21 protein-coding genes and 1 pseudogene are annotated in these 23,159 nt (G+C 34.7%); 7 read left to right on the top strand and 15 right to left on the bottom strand.

Features of this window, described 5'->3' with window-relative positions; genetic code table 11:
* Window positions 1–110 precede the first annotated feature (110 nt).
* A complete protein-coding gene (gene fmt, locus AC06G9_RS07825; RefSeq protein WP_094771665.1) occupies window positions 111–1,028 on the top strand; it encodes a methionyl-tRNA formyltransferase in 918 nt (305 codons plus the stop codon).
* On the opposite strand, the gene AC06G9_RS07820 is transcribed toward fmt, so the two are convergent.
* The gene (locus AC06G9_RS07820; RefSeq protein WP_045754102.1) at window positions 1,025–1,267 is read right to left on the bottom strand and encodes a helix-turn-helix domain-containing protein; all 243 of its coding nucleotides are present in this window, start codon (window positions 1,265–1,267) and stop codon (window positions 1,025–1,027) included. The genes fmt and AC06G9_RS07820 overlap by 4 nt on opposite strands.
* A gap of 376 nt (window positions 1,268–1,643) precedes the next feature.
* Between AC06G9_RS07820 and AC06G9_RS07815 the strand changes: the two genes are divergently transcribed.
* Window positions 1,644–2,504 (top strand): sigma-70 family RNA polymerase sigma factor, encoded by an 861-nt coding sequence (locus AC06G9_RS07815; RefSeq protein ID WP_021189489.1) that lies wholly within the window; start codon window positions 1,644–1,646, stop codon window positions 2,502–2,504.
* 288 nt (window positions 2,505–2,792) lie between these two features.
* Here the strand turns inward: AC06G9_RS07815 and AC06G9_RS07810 are convergent, their stop codons facing one another.
* The 6 genes and pseudogenes from AC06G9_RS07810 to AC06G9_RS07785 all read right to left on the bottom strand — a co-directional run bounded on the left by AC06G9_RS07810 (window position 2,793) and on the right by AC06G9_RS07785 (window position 10,184).
* On the bottom strand, window positions 2,793–2,963 hold the full coding sequence (locus tag AC06G9_RS07810) for a quinol oxidase subunit 4 (RefSeq protein WP_293928713.1): 171 nt from the start codon (window positions 2,961–2,963) through the stop codon (window positions 2,793–2,795).
* Between the two features lie 390 nt (window positions 2,964–3,353).
* On the bottom strand, window positions 3,354–5,123 hold the full coding sequence (locus tag AC06G9_RS07805; protein WP_045754101.1) for a RagB/SusD family nutrient uptake outer membrane protein: 1,770 nt from the start codon (window positions 5,121–5,123) through the stop codon (window positions 3,354–3,356).
* 117 nt (window positions 5,124–5,240) lie between these two features.
* Window positions 5,241–8,108, bottom strand: a pseudogene (locus tag AC06G9_RS07800) (SusC/RagA family TonB-linked outer membrane protein); the annotation flags it as partial.
* Between the two features lie 41 nt (window positions 8,109–8,149).
* On the bottom strand, window positions 8,150–8,563 hold the full coding sequence (locus AC06G9_RS07795) for a carboxypeptidase-like regulatory domain-containing protein (RefSeq protein ID WP_480957828.1): 414 nt from the start codon (window positions 8,561–8,563) through the stop codon (window positions 8,150–8,152).
* 22 nt (window positions 8,564–8,585) lie between these two features.
* On the bottom strand, window positions 8,586–9,620 hold the full coding sequence (locus AC06G9_RS07790) for a FecR family protein (RefSeq protein ID WP_094771669.1): 1,035 nt from the start codon (window positions 9,618–9,620) through the stop codon (window positions 8,586–8,588).
* A gap of 27 nt (window positions 9,621–9,647) precedes the next feature.
* Complete coding sequence (locus AC06G9_RS07785; protein WP_293928706.1) at window positions 9,648–10,184, bottom strand: sigma-70 family RNA polymerase sigma factor; 537 nt, start codon at window positions 10,182–10,184, stop codon at window positions 9,648–9,650.
* 429 nt (window positions 10,185–10,613) lie between these two features.
* Between AC06G9_RS07785 and AC06G9_RS07780 the strand changes: the two genes are divergently transcribed.
* On the top strand, window positions 10,614–11,606 hold the full coding sequence (locus tag AC06G9_RS07780; protein ID WP_045754097.1) for a 2-hydroxyacid dehydrogenase: 993 nt from the start codon (window positions 10,614–10,616) through the stop codon (window positions 11,604–11,606).
* Between the two features lie 112 nt (window positions 11,607–11,718).
* Here AC06G9_RS07780 and bla read toward each other — a convergent pair whose 3' ends face one another.
* The 6 genes from bla to AC06G9_RS07750 form a co-directional block, all read right to left on the bottom strand.
* Complete coding sequence (gene bla / locus AC06G9_RS07775; protein ID WP_480957827.1) at window positions 11,719–12,630, bottom strand: class A beta-lactamase, subclass A2; 912 nt, start codon at window positions 12,628–12,630, stop codon at window positions 11,719–11,721.
* Between the two features lie 289 nt (window positions 12,631–12,919).
* Window positions 12,920–13,300, bottom strand: a complete 381-nt coding sequence (locus AC06G9_RS07770) for a DUF2200 domain-containing protein (RefSeq protein WP_293928700.1) — start codon at window positions 13,298–13,300, stop codon at window positions 12,920–12,922.
* A gap of 86 nt (window positions 13,301–13,386) precedes the next feature.
* Complete coding sequence (locus tag AC06G9_RS07765) at window positions 13,387–13,773, bottom strand: VOC family protein (protein WP_346569122.1); 387 nt, start codon at window positions 13,771–13,773, stop codon at window positions 13,387–13,389.
* Window positions 13,774–13,919: 146 nt separating this feature from the next.
* Window positions 13,920–14,768 (bottom strand): SDR family oxidoreductase, encoded by an 849-nt coding sequence (locus AC06G9_RS07760; RefSeq protein WP_293928696.1) that lies wholly within the window; start codon window positions 14,766–14,768, stop codon window positions 13,920–13,922.
* 48 nt (window positions 14,769–14,816) lie between these two features.
* Window positions 14,817–15,227 (bottom strand): Rrf2 family transcriptional regulator, encoded by a 411-nt coding sequence (locus AC06G9_RS07755; RefSeq protein ID WP_045754092.1) that lies wholly within the window; start codon window positions 15,225–15,227, stop codon window positions 14,817–14,819.
* A gap of 304 nt (window positions 15,228–15,531) precedes the next feature.
* Window positions 15,532–17,868 (bottom strand): GH92 family glycosyl hydrolase, encoded by a 2,337-nt coding sequence (locus tag AC06G9_RS07750; RefSeq protein ID WP_480957826.1) that lies wholly within the window; start codon window positions 17,866–17,868, stop codon window positions 15,532–15,534.
* Window positions 17,869–18,475: 607 nt separating this feature from the next.
* Between AC06G9_RS07750 and AC06G9_RS07745 the strand changes: the two genes are divergently transcribed.
* The 4 genes from AC06G9_RS07745 (at window position 18,476) to AC06G9_RS07730 (ending at window position 20,934) form a co-directional block, all read left to right on the top strand.
* Entirely contained in the window at window positions 18,476–19,156 is a 681-nt protein-coding gene (locus AC06G9_RS07745; protein WP_480957825.1) for a DinB family protein, read from the top strand.
* Window positions 19,157–19,606, top strand: a complete 450-nt coding sequence (locus AC06G9_RS07740) for an SRPBCC domain-containing protein (RefSeq protein WP_480957824.1) — start codon at window positions 19,157–19,159, stop codon at window positions 19,604–19,606. It begins immediately after the preceding gene.
* 2 nt (window positions 19,607–19,608) lie between these two features.
* Complete coding sequence (locus AC06G9_RS07735) at window positions 19,609–19,770, top strand: DUF1801 domain-containing protein (protein ID WP_480957823.1); 162 nt, start codon at window positions 19,609–19,611, stop codon at window positions 19,768–19,770.
* A 600-nt stretch (window positions 19,771–20,370) separates the two neighbouring features.
* A complete protein-coding gene (locus AC06G9_RS07730) occupies window positions 20,371–20,934 on the top strand; it encodes a DUF4230 domain-containing protein (protein WP_248754191.1) in 564 nt (187 codons plus the stop codon).
* A gap of 322 nt (window positions 20,935–21,256) precedes the next feature.
* Here the strand turns inward: AC06G9_RS07730 and AC06G9_RS07725 are convergent, their stop codons facing one another.
* Together AC06G9_RS07725 and AC06G9_RS07720 are read right to left on the bottom strand one after the other, a co-directional pair.
* Window positions 21,257–22,213, bottom strand: coding sequence for a bifunctional helix-turn-helix transcriptional regulator/GNAT family N-acetyltransferase (locus AC06G9_RS07725; RefSeq protein WP_480957822.1), 957 nt, complete (start codon window positions 22,211–22,213; stop codon window positions 21,257–21,259).
* Window positions 22,214–22,579: 366 nt separating this feature from the next.
* The gene (locus AC06G9_RS07720) at window positions 22,580–23,050 is read right to left on the bottom strand and encodes a hypothetical protein (protein ID WP_248754193.1); all 471 of its coding nucleotides are present in this window, start codon (window positions 23,048–23,050) and stop codon (window positions 22,580–22,582) included.
* Window positions 23,051–23,159 lie beyond the last annotated feature (109 nt).

Genomic DNA, 23,159 nt, shown 5'->3' with positions numbered 1-23,159 from the left:
CTTTTAAATTATTTATGTAACTTCGCAAAGTTAAAAAAAAATGTGAACCAGCCTACTTTATTACTGCTGTTTCCATCATCTCAGTACTAAAATAAGAAAACATTATCGATATGCGCATCATATTCATGGGAACACCAGACTTTGCCGTCGCTTCATTAGATGCTCTCGTACAATCCGGAGAAAATATTGTAGCAGTAGTCACAGCACCTGACAAACCGGCGGGCCGAGGACAAAAACTTCATCAATCGGCAGTTAAGATATATGCAGAGGCTCATGGTATACCAGTATTGCAACCCGTTAAACTTAGAGATCCTGATTTTTTGGAAGAATTGAGAATTTATCAAGCAGATTTACAAGTCGTCGTTGCTTTTCGCATGCTGCCCGAAGCCGTATGGAATATGCCTCCATATGGCACCATTAACGTACATGCATCATTATTACCACAATATCGAGGCGCAGCACCCATCAACCACGCTATCATCAACGGTGAGCACGTGAGTGGTGTATCAACATTTCTTTTACAACATGAAATAGACACCGGAAAGATTCTATTATCGGAGGAAGTTGCTATTGCCCCTGATGACAATGCTGGAATTTTACACGATAAACTGATGCATGTAGGTGCGCAATTACTTTTAAAAACTTTGGCCGGACTAAAAACGAATACGCTGACACCAAAAGCACAAAGTACACTAATTCCAGAGAGTGAATTGAAACATGCGCCTAAAATATTCAAAGAAAACTGTCAAATCGACTGGAATCAAGATATTGACACCATCTATAACCTCATACGCGGATTGAGTCCATATCCAGCCGCCTATACAAGCTTAGACAATAAAGTATTAAAGCTCTATGTAGGAACAAAAGAATATTCAACTCCAGATATTACTCCTGGAGATTATAAGACCGACGGTAAATCCTACCTTAAATTTGCAGGTAATAATGGTTACATCCATGTCATCCAATTGCAGATAGAAGGTAAAAAGAAAATGGAAATTATAGACTTCTTAAGAGGTTACCGGTTCTAAACGACTACATCCTCATTTTTGTGGTCATCGGATTTTTCCGGTATAAACTCCATTAAATCAGCGGGCTGACATGCAAGTGCTTCACAGATCGAGGCCAGAGTATCCAAACGCAATGCTTTGGCTTTTTGATTTTTAATGATGGATAGGTTTGACAGCGTGATTCCTACCTTAGCACTTAGCTCATTCAGTGACATTTTGCGATCTCGCATTACTTTGTCTAAATGTATAATAATTGGCATAATCAAAATTATATGTTTTATTGAAAAACATGTGAATCATAAAAATGTTTTGGTTCTGAAAAATTTAATTTTCTCTATGCTCAAATGTATCATTTATTTTGAAAATTTAAGCTTGTCATGCTCCTAGATGAGTAGCAATTCCTTTACAAAAACAAAGCACATTCATTACCAACCGATTACAAATCGGTTTAAAAGTTTAAACATTATTATGACTGACTTATCTCTTTTTGGAATAATTTTTGCTGCATGAATATTGAAATAAAATTCCTCATAATCAGCATGATATAATCATGTATCAGCAATAAATATTAAAATAATTCGTTTTTATTTTGTATTTTTGCAAACATTTCAGAGAAGAAAGGTATTAATATAATTAATGAGACAGCTCAAAATTACACAATCAATTACCAATCGTGAGTCACAGTCGTTGGACAAATACTTACACGAAATTGGTAAAGTAGACTTAATAACAGCAGAAGAAGAAGTTGAATTAGCACAACGTATTCGCGAAGGTGACCAAGTTGCCTTGGAGAAATTGACTAAAACCAACTTACGTTTCGTCGTATCTGTAGCAAAACAATATCAGAATCAAGGATTAACCTTAGGTGATTTAATCAATGAAGGTAACTTGGGCTTAATAAAAGCAGCTAAACGTTTTGACGAGACTAAAGGTTTTAAATTTATCTCTTATGCGGTATGGTGGATTCGTCAATCAATTCTTCAAGCTATTGCGGAGCAATCTCGTATTGTGCGTTTACCATTGAACCAAGTGGGTTCATTAAGTAAAATTAGTAAAGCATTCTCTAAATTAGAACAAGAATATGAACGCGAACCTTCACCAGAAGAGTTAGCTGATATTCTTGAAACAACAGTCGATAAAGTTTCGGATACTTTAAGTAATTCGGGAAGACATGTCTCTATGGACGCACCATTCGTGCAAGGGGAAGAAAATACCCTATTAGATGTATTAGAGAATCATGACCCAGATACTGATAGTTCTCTTATCGATGAGTCTTTATCGGAGGAAATCAGACGTTCATTATCTACTTTGACAGAAAGAGAAAGAGAAATAATCGTTTTATTTTTTGGTCTCGGATCTAATCACCAATTATCTTTAGAGGAAATAGGTGAAAAATTCAACCTGACTCGTGAACGTGTCCGCCAGATTAAAGATAAAGCTTTACAACGCTTACGTCATACATCTCGTAGCAAGATTTTAAAATCTTATTTAGGTTAATAGTATTAACAGTATTTTTAGATGCGCAGCCAAAAACTGCGCATTTTTTGTATCTTATCGCATCCTCCACACGTCTAATACAACACAGCTCATTTTGTATTATAAGATCCAGCGCATCAACGCTATTATTAAATTCAGAAGATATAAATTATTTTTTTTAGTTCACCCTACCACTCTGATTGATTTAGAAATGATTTACATAAATTTATTTTGTGGACGATATTTTTCGGATAAGGCATCATTATCTTGATACAAAAAGAAAATCTATTTCAACAAGATAATTTTAAATTACTTTTTATATTGCTGCCCCGGAGCAAAATGCTTAGCAGATTTTGTTCCTGCTGCTTTTTTAGCTTGGCCAGGAGGAACTTTACCACTATGACCGGATGTCCTTGACATATAGCATGAAGTACTGAGCATAGCAGTTGAAAGTGCTAATATAAAATACATCTTTTTCATTTTAATCATTCTATAGTAATGACATTTAACGTGCCAAAAAAAGATAAGGCCAAATCTATACTTCATTTTTATCTATCATAGACAATTTGATACCTCAATTTATTTCATAAAACAAAGGAGAACTCAAAAATTAACAAAAACATAATACATCATCAAAAATGGTTCAACAGGTATCAATTCACAGAAAATCACTTCTCTTCATATAAACTTTCTTAAAAAATTACGCTGAGTTTATTGAGAACTATAAAGAAAGTAGTCCCGACCAGAAGATCGAGACTACGCAAGATGGTTCAGTAATTGAACTTGTTTAGCATACAGAAGAAGTGCTTATCTAAATATTTGACATCTTAAAACAGTATATTTTAACCTATACCACATTCATCACCTGTGCTATTCCAGAGTTGGATTGAATGTTCCCCCCCAGTCCTTATTTTGTTTAATATTTGAATTTTTATCAATGACAGATTGTGCTATCGGAAAGAAATAGTAGGTATCAGGAACCAAATTCACTTTATTTCCTGTATTCGGCACTTGAAGTATACTGTACTTAAATTGATTTTCCCTGAGTTGATAACTCTTTGCAAGCAGAGCAGCCTCATCCAAATCCATATCTGTGCCATCGTTGGTGATAGCAATTGCTTCTACTCCATATTTAGTCGTGTTGTTCAGCATGTTTAATTTGCGAGCTCGTCTCAAATCCCAGAAACGATGTCCCTCAAAACAGAATTCGATATTACGTTCAGCTAAAATTGCATCACGCATTTGCGAACGGTCAGTTGCTGTAATACCATAGTTACCATCGTCCCCAGCTTCAATACCAGCACGCATACGAATTTGTTTTAAAAGATTTAATGCCGTATTGAAATCACCAGTTTCATTTGCCGTTTCCGCATAATTCATCATAACTTCTGCAAAACGCATCAATACAAAATCGACATCATACTGTGTTTCCACTTCCGTTTGTTTAAGAGACAACTTAGAGTTTTTAAGAATAAAAAAGCCACTATATCGATTCAGATTTTCTGATGGTGTCTTTGCTTTAGGATTCACACCAAAATTATCCAGATCAGCAGCTATACCAACTGAGGTATATTGTCTCTTTCCTGTCTTTCCCGAAACCTCATATACTTTACCATTCCATACAATCGATTTTTCAAATCGTGGATCTCTATTTTCCCAATAAGACTGCAAAAACTGCTCACTGGTCTTATAGTACTTTCCGGTCGGGTCTGAAAAAGATTTGCCATCTTTCATTGGAAACGATTTAACAAAATCCCAAGATGGAACAGCACTCGCGGATCCTCTACTTTCAGATCCCGGACGAACACCATTATCCCAACTTGCGACTTTATTAGGGTAAGCATTGATGACTGCAAATACGACTTCAGCCCCCTTCTCCTGCAATGCAATATTGGAATAGTCAGCGGTCAAATTATACCCATCAGCTTTTAACTTATCATAAGCAGCCTTATTAGCTATGTTTGCTTCTGCCCAGAAAGCATTATTATATGGGTTGGATGGGTTAAATTGAGGTGATGCTTTGTATAATAAGACTTTGGCTTTAAATGCCATAGCAAAGTTTCCATCAATCCTACCATAGTCTACTGAATTTTTAGCAATTACAGGAGGCAATAAAGAAATCGCTTGATCAAGATCTTTCACGATAAAATCAAAGCACTCTTTTGTGGTATTTCGAGGTACTTGTAATTCATCGGTTTCTAAATCTTGAGGAACAGTAATATAAGGCACTCCTCCGTGGTTTCTCACCATATTGAAGTACATATAAGCACGCATAAATAAGGCCTGGCTAAGGACTGAATTTTTCACATCTTTACTCAGTCCTGTACTTTCGTTTACTTTTTGGATTGCAGTATTAATTTTACGTATGGTCGTGTAGTCCCAAACTTTATACGCTGCATTATTAACTGTAACTGCATCTAATGGAAAGGCAATTCCGATTAATTGATCGGAATTTGCATCAGCTCCAGCGCTCCAATTACCAAATAAGGGATAAAGATTGGTTATATAAGCATTCACGAGGTTTGGATCATTCCAAACCTTACTTTCATCAAGTGAATTTAGATCTTCAATATCCAACACATCTTTACAGGATGATGATGTCAATAAAAGCGCTAATATGGGATAAAATATTTTTTTCATCAGTTTATAATTAATGGTATTGTTTTATGATTTTTTGTACATGAAATCTACCGAAGTAAAAGCAGATACTCTTTCGTATTTAAAGACATTGCAGCGAGGATTTCATGATGAGTTTTCTTAAAATTTAATATCCAATCCTAATGTGAAAGTTTTCATTACAGGATAGGAATCATACATTTTCTGCTCTGGATCATGAAATTCTGTCATAGGCGAAAACACAAATAAATTTGTTCCATTAAAGAAAAGATTAACATGATTGATTTTCATTGCTTTTGTAAGAGACTGCGGTAAACTGTATGAAACATTTAAATCTCTTAAACGTAAATAAGCACCATTGCGAATCCAAAAACTAGATGCCCCAGTGCCCGATTCTTGCCAATTAGATCCTACCACTCTTGGATATTCAGCATTTGGATTATCTGCTGTCCATACATCTCCAGCCCAGATTGGGTAATATGGACGAAAAGTACCTCCATGCTGACGGATTCCGCCCCCTTCTTGATTACTAATAACACGATCATAGGCCAATACTCCTTGTAGTAAAGCTGAAATAGTGACGCCTTTCCAGTTTGCATTTAGTCCTAAGCCATAATTAATACGAGGAGTATTATTTTCAGAAAGTAAGGTCAAATCATTATCATCAATTTTTCCATCTGGCATATCCGAATAATTAGCGCCACGAATATCTTTATATAAGATCATCCCAAGATAAGGATCACGTCCGTAGGTTTTAAAACCACTGCTTTTCAACGCATCCAATTGTTGTTGCGTTCTGATAAGATCTATAGCTTCAAACCCTATGATTCTATTTTCGGGTCTACCAACTCGAGATTCAAAATTACGTGTCCCACCAACCGCAAAAGCTGGTTCTTCATCAAAAATATCCCATCGATCTTTTGCATATCCCATATTAGCTGTCACTCCATAGGACACTTCACCAATACGGTCATTCCAATTGACGGAAAACTCGCCCCCTTTGTAGCTTCTCGCGGCATAATTTTCAGGAGCTAAGGCCCGTCCATAATTATCCGGTACTTTTAAAGATCGTGGACCTAATATATCTGTTTCTTTTCGACTAAATACATCAACTGAACCCGTTAATTTATTGTTGATAAAACCAAAATCTAAACCGATATTGACACTTTTAGATGTCGTCCATGTTAGGTTTTGCGTTGGTGTAGCTCCGTAAGCAACACCATTATAGTAACGATCTCCAAACATATATCCTCCTGAAGGCCGATATTTTTCTTGATACAAAAATTGTCCGATCCTTTGCGCATTCACATTCAAATCATTACCTGTAGTACCATAAGATGCGCGTAATTTTAAATCACTCATGGTGTTTCTAACATTGGAAAAAAACTGCTCCTCCGATATGCGCCAAGCGGCTGACATCGAAGGAAAAAAACCCCACCGTTTGTCACCTGGGAATAAAGGAGAACCATCATATCGAAATGAAAATTCGGCAATATATTTATCCGAATAATTATAGTTTGCACGTCCAATGAAGCCCCTTCTTGAATTAATAGATTCATAAGCATCTGTAGATCTAAAATTACGATCTGTCGGATAAATAAACATCTGATCGATACTTACAATCGGATTTTCTGCACGTGAATTCACGTATGTACCACCAGCCTTAAATTGTTCATACACCAATAATGCATCGATACCATGTTTATTAAATTTACGGTTATAATTCAAAAACCAGTTGACCTGATATTCCCATTCCCGTTGTGGAGCATAATCCATAAAAGGCTGTGCCTGACTAAATGTAAAAATATTCACTTTATCTTCAGATGGCGGTGCTGGGATAAATCGGTTACCGTCCGGATTCAAGGATGTAAAAGTATAGTTCTTCTGAAAAGTCATAAATCGTTTGCGCATATAATCTTCTGCAAGATAACTACCGACAACTTTCGTAGATAAGCCCTGTACAAGTTTATCCAACTTATAATTTAACGTCATAATCGGATTGACTTGGCGGACTTTACGATCTATGTAGCGGTTACCAACAACTTGGTCAATCACATTCCATGCTTGCCAACTTCCCATAGGTGTTTGCACAGGATAATCTGTTGCTGAATCACTTGGTGACCCATCAGCATTGAGATAAAACGGATACATCTTAGGCCAGTTAAATGTTACACGATAAAAATCTGAAACATCAAAATCATCATCATCAGATGAGGTACTAAAAGGCCAATAAAAACGCTTTGAATTGATTTGATTAGCAGAAATATTAACATCAATCGTAAAATCATCCGTGATCTTAGCACTAACATTACTTCTCAAATTAAACTTCTCATGATCCAAAGATTTATAAGATCCATTCTCTTTTCTATAGCTCACCAAATTATAATAGGTGATGCGATCTCCTCCACCAGACACAGAAATTGATTGTCTATGACTGAATGGATTTCTCCATATCACATCGTTGACACTGTAATCCTTATCTTTAAAATAATCAAACTCTATTTGTCCATTTGGAGCGACCCACGGCGAGGTCTTACTTCCATTTTCCCACAAAAATTGTGAAACACGATTTTGATAAGTCAGCTCATCAGCAGCTGTAGTAATATCAGCTAAAAGCGTCTGAGTTGGTGCTCCAAAACTATAGTTACTTTGTACATTGAAAACAGGTTCTTGCGCAGATCCTTTTTTAGTAGTCACCACCACAACTCCGTTTCCAGCTCGCGTACCATATACCGCAGCAGTAGCTGCATCTTTCAAGAAACTCATCTGATCCACTTCGTTTGCTTCTAAGGCATCGAACGCAGCCTTGTCACGAACAATCCCATCAATAACATACAAAGGTTCGGCAAAGCTACCACGAATGCGTAAACTTGATGAAGCCCCTGCCATTCCTGAGGTATTAGTCACATTGATTCCTGCGGCACGTCCAGCAAGAGCATTGGACAGATTAGAAGGCGAAATATTCTTTAACTGTTCTGCATTGACTGAAGCCACAGAACCGGTGATATTAGCCCTCTTTTGTTTTCCATATCCTACAACGACAACTTCCTCTAGACTTCTTGTTCTTGTTCCAAGGCAACGGTAATAGCGACTTTATCTTTTGAGTCAATATTATAGTTACTAAGGATTTTGGTTTTGAAACCAACAAAACTGACTTTAATCTCGTAGTCTTGTCCTTCGGGGATACGATCAAATGAGAAAGTTCCTGCTGCATTTGTCGTATTGATCTGTTTGTACTTTGTTTTTGGGTTTTCAATACTCACTGTTGCTCCACTAATCGGATTGTTACTCGCATCCCGTACAACCCCATTGACAGAAGCTGTTGACTGCGCTAATCCCACATGATAACTCATACTCACTAGCCCTAACATTCCCAGTCGAAGAGGCCAATTCGTTTGCGGACTTCTAAATCGCAGTAGCAGCATCGTTTGGAATTGATGCTTTTTGGATAAAAAGTTATTCATAATTCGTTTTTAATTTGATTGTTTATTTATTTGGATTGGTATAGTTTATATCGGTATGGTGTAGATAGTTGATTTCTTTTATAATATCTTCATACACCTGGTTCTTATTGGAGAAGGTTCCACTATAGAATTTATTCGCAATTTTTGCTTTATCGTACTGAAAATCTATATCGTAATTTTGGACCAGAAGTGCCAAAACATCTTCTAAAGAAATATTTTTAAACTGGATAGTATGCGTATTTTGAAGAAAATGTCCACCTCGATCTGTACCTACCGTCTGTGATTTTATCTCTTCAAGAACGATCAGATCGCGATGATCTAAAGTAATTTCCTCGTTAGGAAAAAAAGTGCGTACCAATGTTTTTCCCCTATTAGTATCCTCAGCCTTCACCTCAATCTTTCCTTCAAACAATTTAATTTGCGTTTGAGTAGATTCCAATTCATCAACGGTAAATATGGTACCTAAAGCTGTAGTTATTACACCAGTTGAATGTACATGAAAAGGTTTATGCACATCTTTCGCAACATGGAATTTCGCCTTGCCTTTTAAGTACAATGCTCTTTCTTTTAGTGTGCTGAAATCTTCGGCGTATTTAATTTCTGAATGCGGATAAAGACTTATGACCGAACCATCACTAGCCGTTAAATGCATAATTTCATTTCCAGAATTAATGTAGTATAAATTGCTGATCTCTTTAATTTGATCATCAAGAACTTTAACTTTCGTAATTTGTGAAGTTGGTCCTACCTTCGAAGTATTAAAAGGAAAGTAATACCCAATTATACCGATCAATACTGCAGCAGCTGCCGAAACAACTCGACGTACTTTCTTCTGATAGGAGCGCTTATTTTTTTGATTTATAAAGGCAAATACTTTTTCTTTGATTTTATCTTGATTATGGTAATCTAGATTTTCTGGCACGAGACTCCATTCCTCTTGGGGCGAAAGCTCGTCAAGTACCCCTGCTTGTTGTATATAATTTTCCAAAAACTCAGCTTCTTCAGTAGAACACTGGTTTTTTAGATATCGGTCAATTAGTTCAGTAGTAATCTTCATATAATAAGAATACTGCAATACTTGACCTTACCCCCAAAAATATTTTAAATAAAATATAAATAATAAGAATATTTTTTTTAATGCTTTCAATGCTAAAGCTATGTGATTCTCCACAGTTTTAGGAGTTATTGAAAGTCGCTCGGCTATTTCCTTATAGCTTAAATGATCAAATCTGCTCATCATAAAGACTTTTCGGCGCGATTCTGGCATCCGTCCTACAATCTCTTCATAGCGTAATTGAATCTCTTTTAAGAGATATAAATCTGACGGTGTCGGAACGGCATCTGCTTTAATTTTCAAATCCAACGAAACCTGTCTTTTTCTTTCCTCCTTTACAATATCAAAAAGAGTCGTACGGGCGATACAGAATAATTGGGCTTCTATGTCCACAGATATATGTTTATGAAAAAGGTTATTCCAAAGTTTAATAAAGACACGCTGTACCGTTTCTTCAGCTATATAAGTAGAAGAAGTTTTATTCAATGCGTATTGATAAACTTTTTTATTCCATTTTTCATAAATGTGCTCAAATTCAGCAGTAGAAATTAAGGTTTGGTTAGACATAACATGGATTAGTGTCGAAACTAATATAACAATTAATACTAGTTATTCACAATCATAATATATTAGAGAGTAAATCTAAACCATACTGGGTCGAATATGCTAATTTATCCCCTGAGTTTTTATTAAATTCTATTTCATATAAGTATAATTTAATAATAAACTAAAATAGCAAACCATTAAACCTAGCTACTACAAGATTTCAATCAAAATTTACACTATAAAACAATTATAATCATACATTATAAATAGATACAACTTAATTTTTATTGATTAGCACAACAACGATCATACAATAAATTACTAGAGCAAATTTTTTAAAAATAAGAATGATGATTAAACGATTTACTTTAATAAATTGATTTTTAATAAGGCGTAATCAAATTGCTATTGTAAGTAACTTTACCTAAGTTTACTAGTAAAACAATTAGTATGAAAATAGCTTTTTTCTCCACCAAGCCTTATGATAAACAATTTTTTGAAAAAGAAAATGAAAAATATGGTTTCGAACTCAATTTTTACGAAACACATTTAGGACCTCATATCGTAAATGCGATCGAAAAAGAAGATGCTGTTTGTGTTTTTGTCAATGATCGATTAAATAGGGAAGTTATAGAAGTGCTTGCCCAAAAAGGTATAAAAATAATTGCCTTACGGTGTGCGGGTTTTAACAACGTTGACATGGATGCTGCCAAAGAATTTGGTATTTACATTTGTCGTGTACCGGCGTATTCACCCGAAGCCGTTGCTGAACATGCCATGGCTATGTTACTGACTTTGAATCGTAAAACTCATAAAGCATACAATCGTGTACGAGAACAAAATTTTTCACTAAACGGATTATTAGGATTCAATTTATATCAGAAAAAAATTGGTGTGATTGGAACAGGTAAGATCGGAAAAGCTTTTGCAAAAATTGCTTTGGGTTTTGGCGCCGAAGTGATTGCTTATGACCTATATCCAGATCAATCGCTCAGTGATCTTAAGGTGAAATATGTCGATTTAGAGACCCTTTTTACCCAATCAGATATCATATCGTTGCATTGCCCACTAACTGTTGACAATCATTACTTAATTAACAAAGAATCGATTGATAAGATGAAAAGTGGTGTCACCATTATTAACACCAGCAGAGGCAACTTGATCAATACTACCGATGCTATACAAGCCTTAAAAAACAGACAAATTGGACTTCTTGGCATTGACGTTTATGAACAAGAAGAAAAACTTTTTTTCAAAGATTTGTCCGCGACAATCATAGACGATGATACTATTCAGTTATTAATGAGTTTTCCCAATGTTTTGCTAACTGCACATCAGGCTTTTTTTACAAAAGAGGCTTTAGAACAAATCTCACAAAGAACACTTAAAAGTATAGATGAATTGCTGCAAAATGGAACAACAGATCAAGAAGTATTACTTTAAAAAAGAGTTTAATAATTTCCATTCGAATTGCTTTTGATATCAAAAGCAATTCGAATGGAATCTGATCAAAAAATAAAACGGTATATTTATCAGCGCATAAAAAAATACATAACTAGTTACGATTGTTAATTCCTGTAAAATAATCCCAAGTCACTTTAGCGATGTCTGAAATCATCCGCTCATTCGTTTCCTTACTCTCTTTGGAATTTGTCACAAATATACTAATGACAAAGTATTCGCCATTTGGAAGAGAAACAATTCCTACATCATTTAATGCTGCAGTAACACCTGTATCTTTATTTCTACCCGACGAGCCCGTTTTATGTGCGACCACAGTTCCTGCCGGAAGTTGTCCTTTTATTTGGTTAAGACCTGTGTTAGTGGACTTCATCGTACTCCATAGAAAATCATACATGGACATGGACAATAAATTGTTTTTATTGACATAAAATGTCTTCAAAATGTTGTTCATTTCTTGAGGAGTGCACCAATTCAAAAACTGTTTATCCCAATTACTTTGCATCGTTTTTTCATTAATCTTAATAGAGATATTCTTAAAACCTTGCTTCGCAAAATATTGCTCTACTTTCTGTGGGCCACCAAGAAGCTTTAACATGACATCACAACCAATGTTATCGCTTAATGTAATCGTATATTCGAGAATTTCTCTCAATGTGAGGGTTACTCCATCAGGATACTTATCTCGAATAGGACTCCAGATCTCTGGAGTAAGATCACGTTTTGTAATTTCAATTTTTTGATCCAAAGTAAAATTACCTTTGTCAATCTCTGTTAACATCACAATTGCTAATGGAAATTTAAATACGCTTTGCATTGGCAGACGCTGACTTGCCTGTACACCTACAGTATCATTTTGGCTTATGCCACTGATAGCAACACCAACTAAGGCATTTTTACCAGTGATAATTTGATTGATATGCTGTTGCAAACCATCCATATTTTGAGCATAGCTGGTAAACGATAAGAAAAAGATTATAATTATTATGTATGTACTTTTTAACATGGAGTATCAAATATTATGCGGTTTCGTGTAAAAGAAGACGTGTTGAATTTCGTTTTTTAAATCCTGATCTTTTGATCTAAAATTCTTTATTCATGTAAAATTAATAAAACAAATACTGTCAAACAACTACAGCACAGTTTCCTGCTCCTAAATAGGACTAGTATTTAATATATTACCATAAAAAAGCCGATTACAATAATGTAAACGGCTCCATTTATTATTTATTGAGTTAGCTTCGATCAATTTATGAGCAATTACTATACAGTCTCATATACTAATATACAAACATTTATTCTGAACGACGCATAATTTTTTCTATCTTTTTTCCTTTTGCTAATTCATCTACGATTTTATCTAAATACCTCACCTTCCGTGTTAGCTGGTTTTCGATTTCTTCAACACGATAGCCACAAATGACACCAGTAATCAACGTTGCGTTCGAATTAAGATTCGCCTGATCGAAGAAGATTTCAAAAGTCACTTTCTCATCAATTTGATGCTGCAACGTCACATCATCAAATCCAGTTAGCCATTGAATCACCCGATGTAACTCTTCTTTAGTTCGGCCTTTCTTTACAACTTTTGCGACATAATGTGGATAAACGGATGCGAAAAGCATTTTAGCGATACGTTCATCCTGTGTGCTCTTGATTTTCATTAATTTAGCCATTTTATGATATACCCTTACCGACTTTAGATTTATTGCTACCTTATTATTTCTATGACTGCTATAAAGATCAATGACTAAGTTAAATCTTATTCAAAATTTCCCTTTGGTTCCCAAAGTTCAATTACATTACCTTCAGGATCTAATATATGTACAAATTTACCATATTCAAATTCTGAAATTTCATCGACCATAGTCACATCTTCTTTTTTTAATTCCTCAACCAAAGCGACGAGATTATCCACCCGATAATTAATCATAAATGGCTTAGTAGAAGGATTAAAATATTCAGACTCTTTAGGAAAAGTACACCAAGTGGTATTGCCCTTTTTAGAGGTATCATCAACATCTCTCCATTCAAAATTAGCACCATACTCGCTAGTAACTATTCCAAGATTTTTGGCATACCAATTATTTATCGCCTCCGGATCGTCACATTTGAAGAACACCCCTCCTAATCCAGTTACTTTTTTCATAATTATAAAATCATTTGCTAATGGCTAATCATTACATATTCAGAATAAATATAAAAAAAATGAGTTAAACAACTCTATAAAAAAAACACATCACCTCCATCATACAGATAGAAGTGATGTATTAAATTAAAACTATAATATTCGTATTATACTGCCAAAGCTTCCCTCACTGCTGCTGCCAATGTCGTAGTAGGACGACCAATTAAAGATGACAATTGTTTATTATTATCGTACAAATCTCCTTTTGATGCACCAACATCAAAACTTGCAAAAGCCGCCGCTAAACCTTCTGGCAAACCAGCACCTATTAGTGCAGCGGTGTACTCAGCCTCACTTAAATTTTGATATGGAATCGTTTTACCTGTTTGTTTAGATATTTCAGCAGCTAAATCTGCAAGTGTATATGCCTCGTCACCTACTAATTCATATACTTTACCTTGCTCATTAGAACTTGTTAAAACAACTGCAGCTGCTTCAGCATAATCTGCTCGGGCAGCTGATGAAATTTGCCCCTCACCCGCACTACCAATTAAAACTCCGTGGGTAATGGCAGCTGGAACTGATGCCGTATAATTTTCCGTATACCATCCATTGCGTAGAATAGTATAAGGTATACCAGATGATTGAAGAGCTTTCTCTGTAAGTAAATGTTCTTCTGCTAAGCTCAAGGAAGATGTATCAGCATGTAAAAGACTAGTATATACAATCCACTTCACTCCTGCTTCTTGAGCTGCACGGATCACATTTTCATGTTGAGTTTTCCGCTGCCCTATTTCATTACCAGATATTAACAATAAATGATCAATACCTTGCAATGATCCGCTCAAAGTCTCAGGTTTATCATAATCAAATATACGCGATTCAACTCCTAACTCAGCTGCCTTTTGAGTGTTGCGTACCAAAGCAACTATATGATCAGCTGCTACTTTTTCTTTTAATTGTTTTACCACTAGACGTCCTAGATGTCCGGTCGCTCCTGTAATTCCTATTTTCATAAATCTTTATATTGTAATAAAATTTGTTACATTTAAAGTCAAAAAAAATCAACGAAATTTTTTCGCAAAATTTTCTAATGACATGCCTCTTAATGAACGAATAACCAGTTGGTCTGTTTCAGCATACAACTTCTCCAACTCCCCATTAATCCTTTTACCAACTGGACAATTGGGATTAGGACTTAAATTCTTTTTACCTAATATTTCCGAATTCTTCACCGCGACATAAATATCGGCTAGTGATATATCTTCGCTAGGCTTATTTAACATTGACCCACCTACTTTGCCCTTACGTCCTACGACAAAGCCAGCATCTTGCAGCGTACTCAATTCTTTTCTGACCATCGCCGCATTAATATTAATACTTCCTGCAATCCAATCCGAATTTACCCAATTATCCCCACTATCGGCCAATAAAGTCAATATATGTAATGCCGTTGAAAATCGTGTGTTATTCATATCGTCAACAAATGTAATCAGATTATTTATATTGTAATAATTTATATTACAATTAGATTTAAAAATGACATTTAATTTATAAATCGATGTATTTACCCCCTGTGAGAGATTATGCAGATGCTCCTACATTTTAGTAAATTGATTACAATCATTAACATATTAATGCTCATAATCAATCTACTATAATAGTTCATCATTTTTCACTACAGGATTATTAAGATCATGTTTAACATTTTCTACCCAAATTTAAAACTCCTTTTCAAAAGTATAGCTAGGCTTTTAATCATGATCAGTACGTTTACAATTAACGACTACCTGTAGTAATCACGATCTCATTACTATTTACAAGATCATGATGAGAGACTTTAAATCCTTTTGATTTTTTTCCATCTATAGCAATGTTTTTAATATAGCCTTCCACTCCTTTACGCTCACGTCTAATAATTAATTTATCCTTTCCATGATGATACTTAGCATCCAAATGAATGGTTACTTTATCAAACACTGGTGTCACTACCGTATATTCAGGTCTTCCTGGACAAAGGGGATAAATCCCCATCATATTCATAGAAGCCCAAGTAGACATCGTACCTGTATCATCATTTCCAGGTATACCCGCTGCTGTATTTTTAAAATGAGTATTTAATATTTCCGTTACTAATTTTTGAGTACGCCATTCTTCACCCTCTATTTCAGAAAAGATATGTGGGTACAGCATATCAGGTTCATTGGTCACATCAAAATAGCCTTTATCAAAAGTAGCCTGAAGTTTTTCAACAAAATTACGCTTACCGCCCATTAATTTCACTAAGCCAGGAATATCATGCGGAATAGCGAAAGTATAATTCCATGCATTTCCCTCATGAAAACCTGGATTGGGCTCAAAATTAGCGCCTTGTAAAGGATCAAAAGGAGTTAAAAAAGTTCCATCTGGAAGTATAGGTCTGAATGTTCCGTAATCTTTAGAATAATAATGCTGATAACCTTTCGCACGCTCCGCAAATAATTTTGCATCTTCCTTCTTACCTAATGACGCCGCAAACTGCGAAAGATTCCAGTCTGCAAGATAATATTCTATCGAGTGAGAAACAGAATTATCAAATGCTGCACGGAGAGGTACATATCCATACTTGACATAATCAGCATTGTCAGGTCTTATTTTATTTGTACTATCCACGCATGTGGCAGATTTATAAAAAGCATCATAAGCTGCTTGATAATCGTAATCCCGAATACCTTTCATCCAAGCATCAACAATAACAGGAATAGCAGGATCGCCATCCATCGTATAGGACTCTCGGCCATATAATTCCCACTTAGGCATCCATCCACTCTCCTTGTAAATATCAATCATCGATTTTATCATTTCAGTTTGACGATCTGGAAACAGTAAACTCATCAAGGGTTGAACATTTCTATAAGTATCCCAAAGTGAAAAAACAGTGTATCGATTACCATTTGTATGGAGCGTTTCTCTACTCTCCATCGCTGGATATTGACCATTGAAATCTTGTAAAATATTAGGATGAATGAGCGCATGATACAATGCTGTATAAAAAACAGTTTTCTGATCATCTGTACCACCTTCCACTTCTATTTTAGATAGATCTTCATTCCATTTTTTAGCAGCCGCTGTCTTGATCTGATCAAATCCTCCACTAGGTTGCTCCTGCTCCAGATTTTCTCTTGCATTCGCTATACTAACAAAAGAAACCCCTAGCTGAACTTCAATTTGTTCATTTTCTATTGTTTCAAAGCTCAAAAATGCCCCAATATCATCACCCGAAAGTTCATTTTGATACGATGTAAAAAGTTTATATTTTCCCGCATCTTTATTCCATTCATTTTCCCAAGCATCACCTGATCGCTGAAATTTCCAATATCCTTTCTGAATTGGTTTCTTACTTAAACGCATAACAAAATAAATAGGATATACAGCCTGATTATTTACATAGCAAAACGATCCCAACAACTTTGATCCTTCGATCTCATGATCATTTACAAATCGCATAGTAGCCCCCGTTTCATTAGTAAGCCCTTCTCCTAAATTTAATAAAATATGGCTTTTACCTTTAGGAAATGTAAATCTTGAAATTCCTGTTCTAAGTGAAGCAGTTGCTTCAGTTTTAACACCATACTTTTCCAAATAATTAGAATAGTATCCTGGCGAAGCATGCTCATCCTTGTAAGTGCTTCCGTAATTTTTATAATCTACCTGAAGATCCCCTGTAGTAGGCATCAACAAAAGACTTCCCATATCTGGACACCCCACACCACTTAGGTTAACATGAGAAAATCCAGTGAAAAATTTATTATGATACTCATAAGGAGTTGACCACCATTGTGCATCCTTATTAAATTTATTCAAAGATGATCCCATCACATTAAAGGGAGAAACATTCATTAAGCCCTGCGGAACCTGAGCCCCAGGATTTGTAGTACCATAGTTTGTGGTTCCAATAAAAGGATTGACAAAGTCAATAGGTTTTTTTTGCGCGACAGCATATTGTAGCATGAAAATAAAAAGCAGAACGGAACTGATTTTCTGCCAATTTATAAATTTATAGACAGCATGTATCGCTATCCAAGATTTCAAAGGTATTCTACAATCGTTTAAAGTAAGTAAGATTTTTATGTTCATTGATTTGTTATAAAAAGTATTATTTGTTTATTTTATAATCATGTAGTTTCATGCATATAGTTCACTTATCAAAGTTTCCATCTTGACAAGCACTATCCTCCATTAAAGCTTTTCTCATCATTTTTCAACATACATTTTAACTGAATTATTTAACGTAGTTCCTATTATTTTCAATTGTAAAATCATCACTATCCGACTATATTGATCCCAACCATAACTTTCCTCCCTGCTTCTCTCAAAAGCATAGTATGAGATAATAGCAATTCATAAAAAAAATCAGTCTAGATGTATCATACAAGAATAGATATGATATATCCAATCTACAATAATAAGGATTATATTACAAGATCACACAATACAGTAAGTAGTGAACTCTTTATACCGTTAAAATACTGTTAAACCTTATAAAAAAGTGTATTGCACACAAGTGTTCACTATAGAATTAAAAATGATTGATAGGAAAAGGAAAATTTTCTTGTCCTATGCTAAGCATATTAAAAAAAAATAAAACTAAAATTGTTAATATTTATTATTGATTATATAAACAGTAAAAGACACCTTTACATTATATATACTTGGATATCAAAATCTAAAAAATTATTAAATTATGAAAACAATTATAAAAGTTATACTAACACTAAGTGCGGGTATAATCCTACCATTCACGGCACTAGCTGTTTCAGACAGTAATAATACAGCTATATTGCAAACATCAATTCGAAAAGCTAGTCCGATTACAATTTTAAATCCTCAAGGAAATATTGATTCATTACTGCAATATTTTCAATACACCACCCAGTTGTTACAAAACAATATTTCCGGACTTAGTGAAGCGCAACTACAATTTAGCCCTGGAGAAGGTAAATGGTCTATCAGTCAATGTTTAGAACACATTATTCGCTCAGAGAAAATGTTATTTGACATGGCCCAAAAAGAACTAGCAAAAACTGCACAACCGCAACGAAAAAACGAAGTAAAAACAACTGATCAAGATTTAATTACGATGATGACCGATCGAAGTCAAAAATTTCAAGCTCCCAAGGAGTTGCAACCTACAGGAAAGTATAACAACAGCAGTATCGCAATGAGCGACTTCACTGCAGCACGAGAACCTGTAGTGCAATATATTAAAAGAGCTAATCTTGATGATCTACGCAATCACATAAGTGAGTATCCGACCGGTATAGTCGATGGTTACCAAAATCTGCTCTTTATTGCAGCACACTGCGCTAGACACATTAAACAAATAGAAGAAGTAAAGAAAAATCCAAATTTTCCTAAAAAATAAATGATGAAAACTAAAACCTATCAGATAAATATCAAAGCACCCGTTGCACAAGTCTTTTATAAAATGCTTGATAGACCCACTTATAAATTATGGACAGCTGAATTCCAACCCACTTCAGATTACGAAGGCGGATGGAACAAAGGAGATAAAATTTATTTTATCGGCATCAATAAAGAAGGAAAAAGAGAAGGAATGATCGCCAAAATTGCGGAACATATTCCAAATAAATTTATTTCTATAGCTCATTACGGAATACTAGATGGGGATACAGAAATCTTAGAAGGACCTGCAGTAGAAGGTTGGACAGGCTGTACTGAAAATTATCACTTTGAGGAGCAAGATGATGTTACTACAGTCACCGTTAAAGTGGATGTCATGGATCAATATCTAACTTATTTTGACGAAACATGGCCTAAAGCTTTAGCCCGTCTAAAACAAATCTGCGAATAAAGATGGTCCATGTTTTTGATGAATATTATGAGAACATAGCCGAGCCCATTAAAAGTTGCTTACTTGCACTGCGCAAGATAATTCTACAACAGGATACGCTAATCACAGAAGCGCAGAAATGGGGCATGCCCTGTTTCTGCTATAAAAATAGGATATTTTGTTAACTATCTATGGATCGTCACAAAAACTTTCCCTATCTCATGATGGTGAAAGTAAGATATCTTGATATACCCATTTTAGAAACTGGTAAACGAACCAAGATGAAAGTTTTAATAATTGATTCTAGCAAGGATATTCCATTAAAGACGATTAATGACATCTTAAAAACTGCACTGAATCTTTATAGATCAGGAATACCAAAAATAAAGAACAAGTAAAATCATATACATGATCAATTCCTGAGAAAAAAAATTCAATCGATCCATAATCTTAACTCCACAACGTTTTGTCTGTTTAAAAATTAAGGACACCCAAAGTTGAATCCTGAAACAAAAAGCATCAACTATACAAACACATTAGCAATACAAAAGGACAGCTCTAAGGGGAGATTAGAAACAGCTATTATGAATTTTCGATTACACTTGAGTAATACAGCAAAGAGCCTATCTACACACCTTACATAGTCACAAACCATCCAATAAATACACAGTTGCTTTAATATCATCAATATGGCTAAGACTCTCTACAAATGGCTTAATCGTTATGACATAAAATTTTTACATAGTAAAATGAATTATTGGTCTATAAATTGATTATATTATTTCATGGCAAAATTTTTAAAAATAGTATTCATATTAGCAATTATTACTGTCTTAGGTTGGTTGGTTTGGTCAAAGCTTGAAAATAAAACCACAACAGTAACGACACATCAGCTTTTGATCGAGCGCATCGAAGCAATGGGCAAACTAGAACTGGTCAAATACAGATTGAGTGATGTACTTGAACATAAAAACGTTTCCACATTCTTACCCGATGCGAGCGTTCTTTTGATCATCAAAGCAGATGCCGTAGGCTGTATCGATTTGACAAAAGTAAAATCAGAAGATATCCAAGTTTATGGAGACTCTGTTGCAATGAAACTACCTAAACCCGAAATTTGTTACATCAAGATCGATCATAAATCTTCACGTGTATATGATACCAAGATGGCATTTTTCCGAGAAGCAGATCTCGTAGACGAAGCCTATAAAAATGCAGAAAAGGAAATTGCATCAGAAGTTAAAAAGTCCGACATCTTACTACAGACCCGCACAAATGCGCTGAATGTATTTACACCACTATTAAAAAGTTTAGGTTTCAATAAGGTGAGCCTTTCATTTGAAGAATAAAACCGTAGGTTCCACCCGTTTGCAATTTACGTTCGAAATCTCTAGGAGATAGTGTAACAGTACATTGAACATATAAAAGTAGCAGTACGGTAGAGGCATTTTATATAGGACCTGCCCAAGATCTAGACAGTATTATTACTGAAGCAGATCCAGACCATACGGCACTAAAAGTTTACAAAGAGCTAGGCATTGAAATTATTTAAATCTGCACACTCAGTGATAAATGCTACAAGTTTTATCTACGACCTACACCCATTATCTTTATAATTTACTCCATATTAAGTAGTTAAAGTTTCCATTTATTAAGAAATCATATATATATTTACCTACCCAATTCTAAAACCATCTGAATATTACATCTTTTATATGGCGTGGCTCGTCCTACAATTTTTTGGAATCCGAGCTTATGATATAAATTGATAGCAGGTTTCAGAATGGTATTACTCTCTAAGTATATATTTGCAGCACCTAATTCTTTAGCTTTATTTACGACAGCTTGACCAAGCAAAAATCCTAAATTTTTACCCTGTGCTCTTGGAGATACAGCCATTTTTGCCATTTCAAAATCATAATCTCTATCCTTCATTTTAATAAGAGCACAAACACCCACTGGTTCATGATGATAAAGAGCGACTAAAATAGCCCCACCTTGATCTAAGATGTATTCTTGAGGATGCTCCAGAGCTCGGTAATCAGCCTCTTCCATCTCAAAATAAGTAGAAATCCATTCTTCATTAAGAGATCTAAAAGCTAATTGGTGTTCAGCTTGATAAGGTACAATTTGTACTGCTTTACTTTCACGAATCTTTTTTTGTTCTTTTACTCTTTTTAACAATGATTTTTGTTCCAAAAGCACCTCCCACTCTTCAATTGCTTCCCAAAGATTATGAGTAGCTTCTCCTAGAACAGTTTCGATTGCTGCATCCACGTCGCTACATGAAATTTTTATTGTTTCACTGAGATTTTTTCCTTTATCAGTTAAGCCCACAACATTTCTACGTTTATCTCTTGATGATAAATTATCTTCAACAAGTCCAGCCTGAGCCATTTCTCTGATTATTTTAGTAACAGAAGGTTGCGAATGTCCAATTTCATAAGCAAGATCAGTAATCGTTTTTTCTCCTTCTTCAGACAAAATAAAGAATACAGGAAACCACTTTGGAAGAAACTCCACATGATAAAGTTCATATATCTGAGCAGCATCTTCGGTGACCTTATTGGTCAATAATCGCAATCTACTTCCCATAGCCATTTTTCCCGTCTTATTAAAGAAATTCATAAAACTATTTTTAAAAAATTTATATTACATAACCAATTACATAACTGGTTATGTAAAACTACAAAAATATTTCCCTGATCCCAATAAGATACAGGACTTACATTACTTAAAAATTTCCTGATGCTCCAAAAATAAGTGAGCTCAATCTATTTATAAGCTTTAATTAAAACCTATTAATAGACTAGGTTACTCATAAAAATGAGATAAAAAAACTCAGTGTAACACAAATTTATGGAAGATATCTTTCTTTACAGATTATTTTATATGTTAAAATGAGCACAATAGAGAATAAGTATAACATCACTTCAATCCCCCCATTATAAAGACTTTTAAAATCCATATATGCAAGTATTAAATTTTTACTCATTAGCAAATACGAGTATCCACCCAAAAATTATCCCGTGTCTGTAATATAGATTCAGGCGTAACTCGATTTAAGACATACGATTTATCATCAATTTGCAATTCTTTGCAATCGATGTCATCTTCCACAAACAACATTCTCAAAATGGCATTACTTTCACTAGCTCGAATGTCCGATTCAACCATTTTTGTATCGTTTGAAATAAACCAGCTTTTAGCCTCTTCTTTATTGAAAAATTTCAGATACATGAGACATGAATCAAATTCTCCCAATTCTTTAACTGCGTGTTCAGGATAGAAACTTCGAATATATTCTTCATATAGATCTCGTCGATCATGTCGCAATGCAAAATTTCTAATAATCAATCGCTGTGGATTACAATCTATACTAAATTTATGGGGATTTTCTAGAAAGCCATAATACTTATTGTATCGCACAAGACATGCATCCAAACTTTTTTTAATATTGTCCATAAGAACTAGCTTATTACTTATATATATAACAATCAAATGCTTATAGTGTTTAATGATTATATTGCGCATCTTCAATGAAGGCATAGTTCCCTATATCTATGGTTTTTTA

The organism is Sphingobacterium sp. MAE (assembly GCF_056711605.1).
Note: the sequence above shows the minus strand (reverse complement) of the source record. Positions and strands in the feature narration are given on the sequence as shown.

What these genes read in the sequence shown, in the direction of transcription:
- fmt (WP_094771665.1), top strand. Translation starts at nt 111, where the DNA reads ATGCGCATCATATTCATGGGAACACCAGACTTTGCCGTCGCTTCATTA.
- AC06G9_RS07820 (WP_045754102.1), bottom strand. Translation starts at nt 1,267, where the DNA reads ATGCCAATTATTATACATTTAGACAAAGTAATGCGAGATCGCAAAATG.
- AC06G9_RS07815 (WP_021189489.1), top strand. Translation starts at nt 1,644, where the DNA reads ATGAGACAGCTCAAAATTACACAATCAATTACCAATCGTGAGTCACAG.
- AC06G9_RS07810 (WP_293928713.1), bottom strand. Translation starts at nt 2,963, where the DNA reads ATGAAAAAGATGTATTTTATATTAGCACTTTCAACTGCTATGCTCAGT.
- AC06G9_RS07805 (WP_045754101.1), bottom strand. Translation starts at nt 5,123, where the DNA reads ATGAAAAAAATATTTTATCCCATATTAGCGCTTTTATTGACATCATCA.
- AC06G9_RS07795 (WP_480957828.1), bottom strand. Translation starts at nt 8,563, where the DNA reads ATGAATAACTTTTTATCCAAAAAGCATCAATTCCAAACGATGCTGCTA.
- AC06G9_RS07790 (WP_094771669.1), bottom strand. Translation starts at nt 9,620, where the DNA reads ATGAAGATTACTACTGAACTAATTGACCGATATCTAAAAAACCAGTGT.
- AC06G9_RS07785 (WP_293928706.1), bottom strand. Translation starts at nt 10,184, where the DNA reads ATGTCTAACCAAACCTTAATTTCTACTGCTGAATTTGAGCACATTTAT.
- AC06G9_RS07780 (WP_045754097.1), top strand. Translation starts at nt 10,614, where the DNA reads ATGAAAATAGCTTTTTTCTCCACCAAGCCTTATGATAAACAATTTTTT.
- bla (WP_480957827.1), bottom strand. Translation starts at nt 12,630, where the DNA reads ATGTTAAAAAGTACATACATAATAATTATAATCTTTTTCTTATCGTTT.
- AC06G9_RS07770 (WP_293928700.1), bottom strand. Translation starts at nt 13,300, where the DNA reads ATGGCTAAATTAATGAAAATCAAGAGCACACAGGATGAACGTATCGCT.
- AC06G9_RS07765 (WP_346569122.1), bottom strand. Translation starts at nt 13,773, where the DNA reads ATGAAAAAAGTAACTGGATTAGGAGGGGTGTTCTTCAAATGTGACGAT.
- AC06G9_RS07760 (WP_293928696.1), bottom strand. Translation starts at nt 14,768, where the DNA reads ATGAAAATAGGAATTACAGGAGCGACCGGACATCTAGGACGTCTAGTG.
- AC06G9_RS07755 (WP_045754092.1), bottom strand. Translation starts at nt 15,227, where the DNA reads ATGAATAACACACGATTTTCAACGGCATTACATATATTGACTTTATTG.
- AC06G9_RS07750 (WP_480957826.1), bottom strand. Translation starts at nt 17,868, where the DNA reads ATGAACATAAAAATCTTACTTACTTTAAACGATTGTAGAATACCTTTG.
- AC06G9_RS07745 (WP_480957825.1), top strand. Translation starts at nt 18,476, where the DNA reads ATGAAAACAATTATAAAAGTTATACTAACACTAAGTGCGGGTATAATC.
- AC06G9_RS07740 (WP_480957824.1), top strand. Translation starts at nt 19,157, where the DNA reads ATGATGAAAACTAAAACCTATCAGATAAATATCAAAGCACCCGTTGCA.
- AC06G9_RS07735 (WP_480957823.1), top strand. Translation starts at nt 19,609, where the DNA reads ATGGTCCATGTTTTTGATGAATATTATGAGAACATAGCCGAGCCCATT.
- AC06G9_RS07730 (WP_248754191.1), top strand. Translation starts at nt 20,371, where the DNA reads ATGGCAAAATTTTTAAAAATAGTATTCATATTAGCAATTATTACTGTC.
- AC06G9_RS07725 (WP_480957822.1), bottom strand. Translation starts at nt 22,213, where the DNA reads ATGAATTTCTTTAATAAGACGGGAAAAATGGCTATGGGAAGTAGATTG.
- AC06G9_RS07720 (WP_248754193.1), bottom strand. Translation starts at nt 23,050, where the DNA reads ATGGACAATATTAAAAAAAGTTTGGATGCATGTCTTGTGCGATACAAT.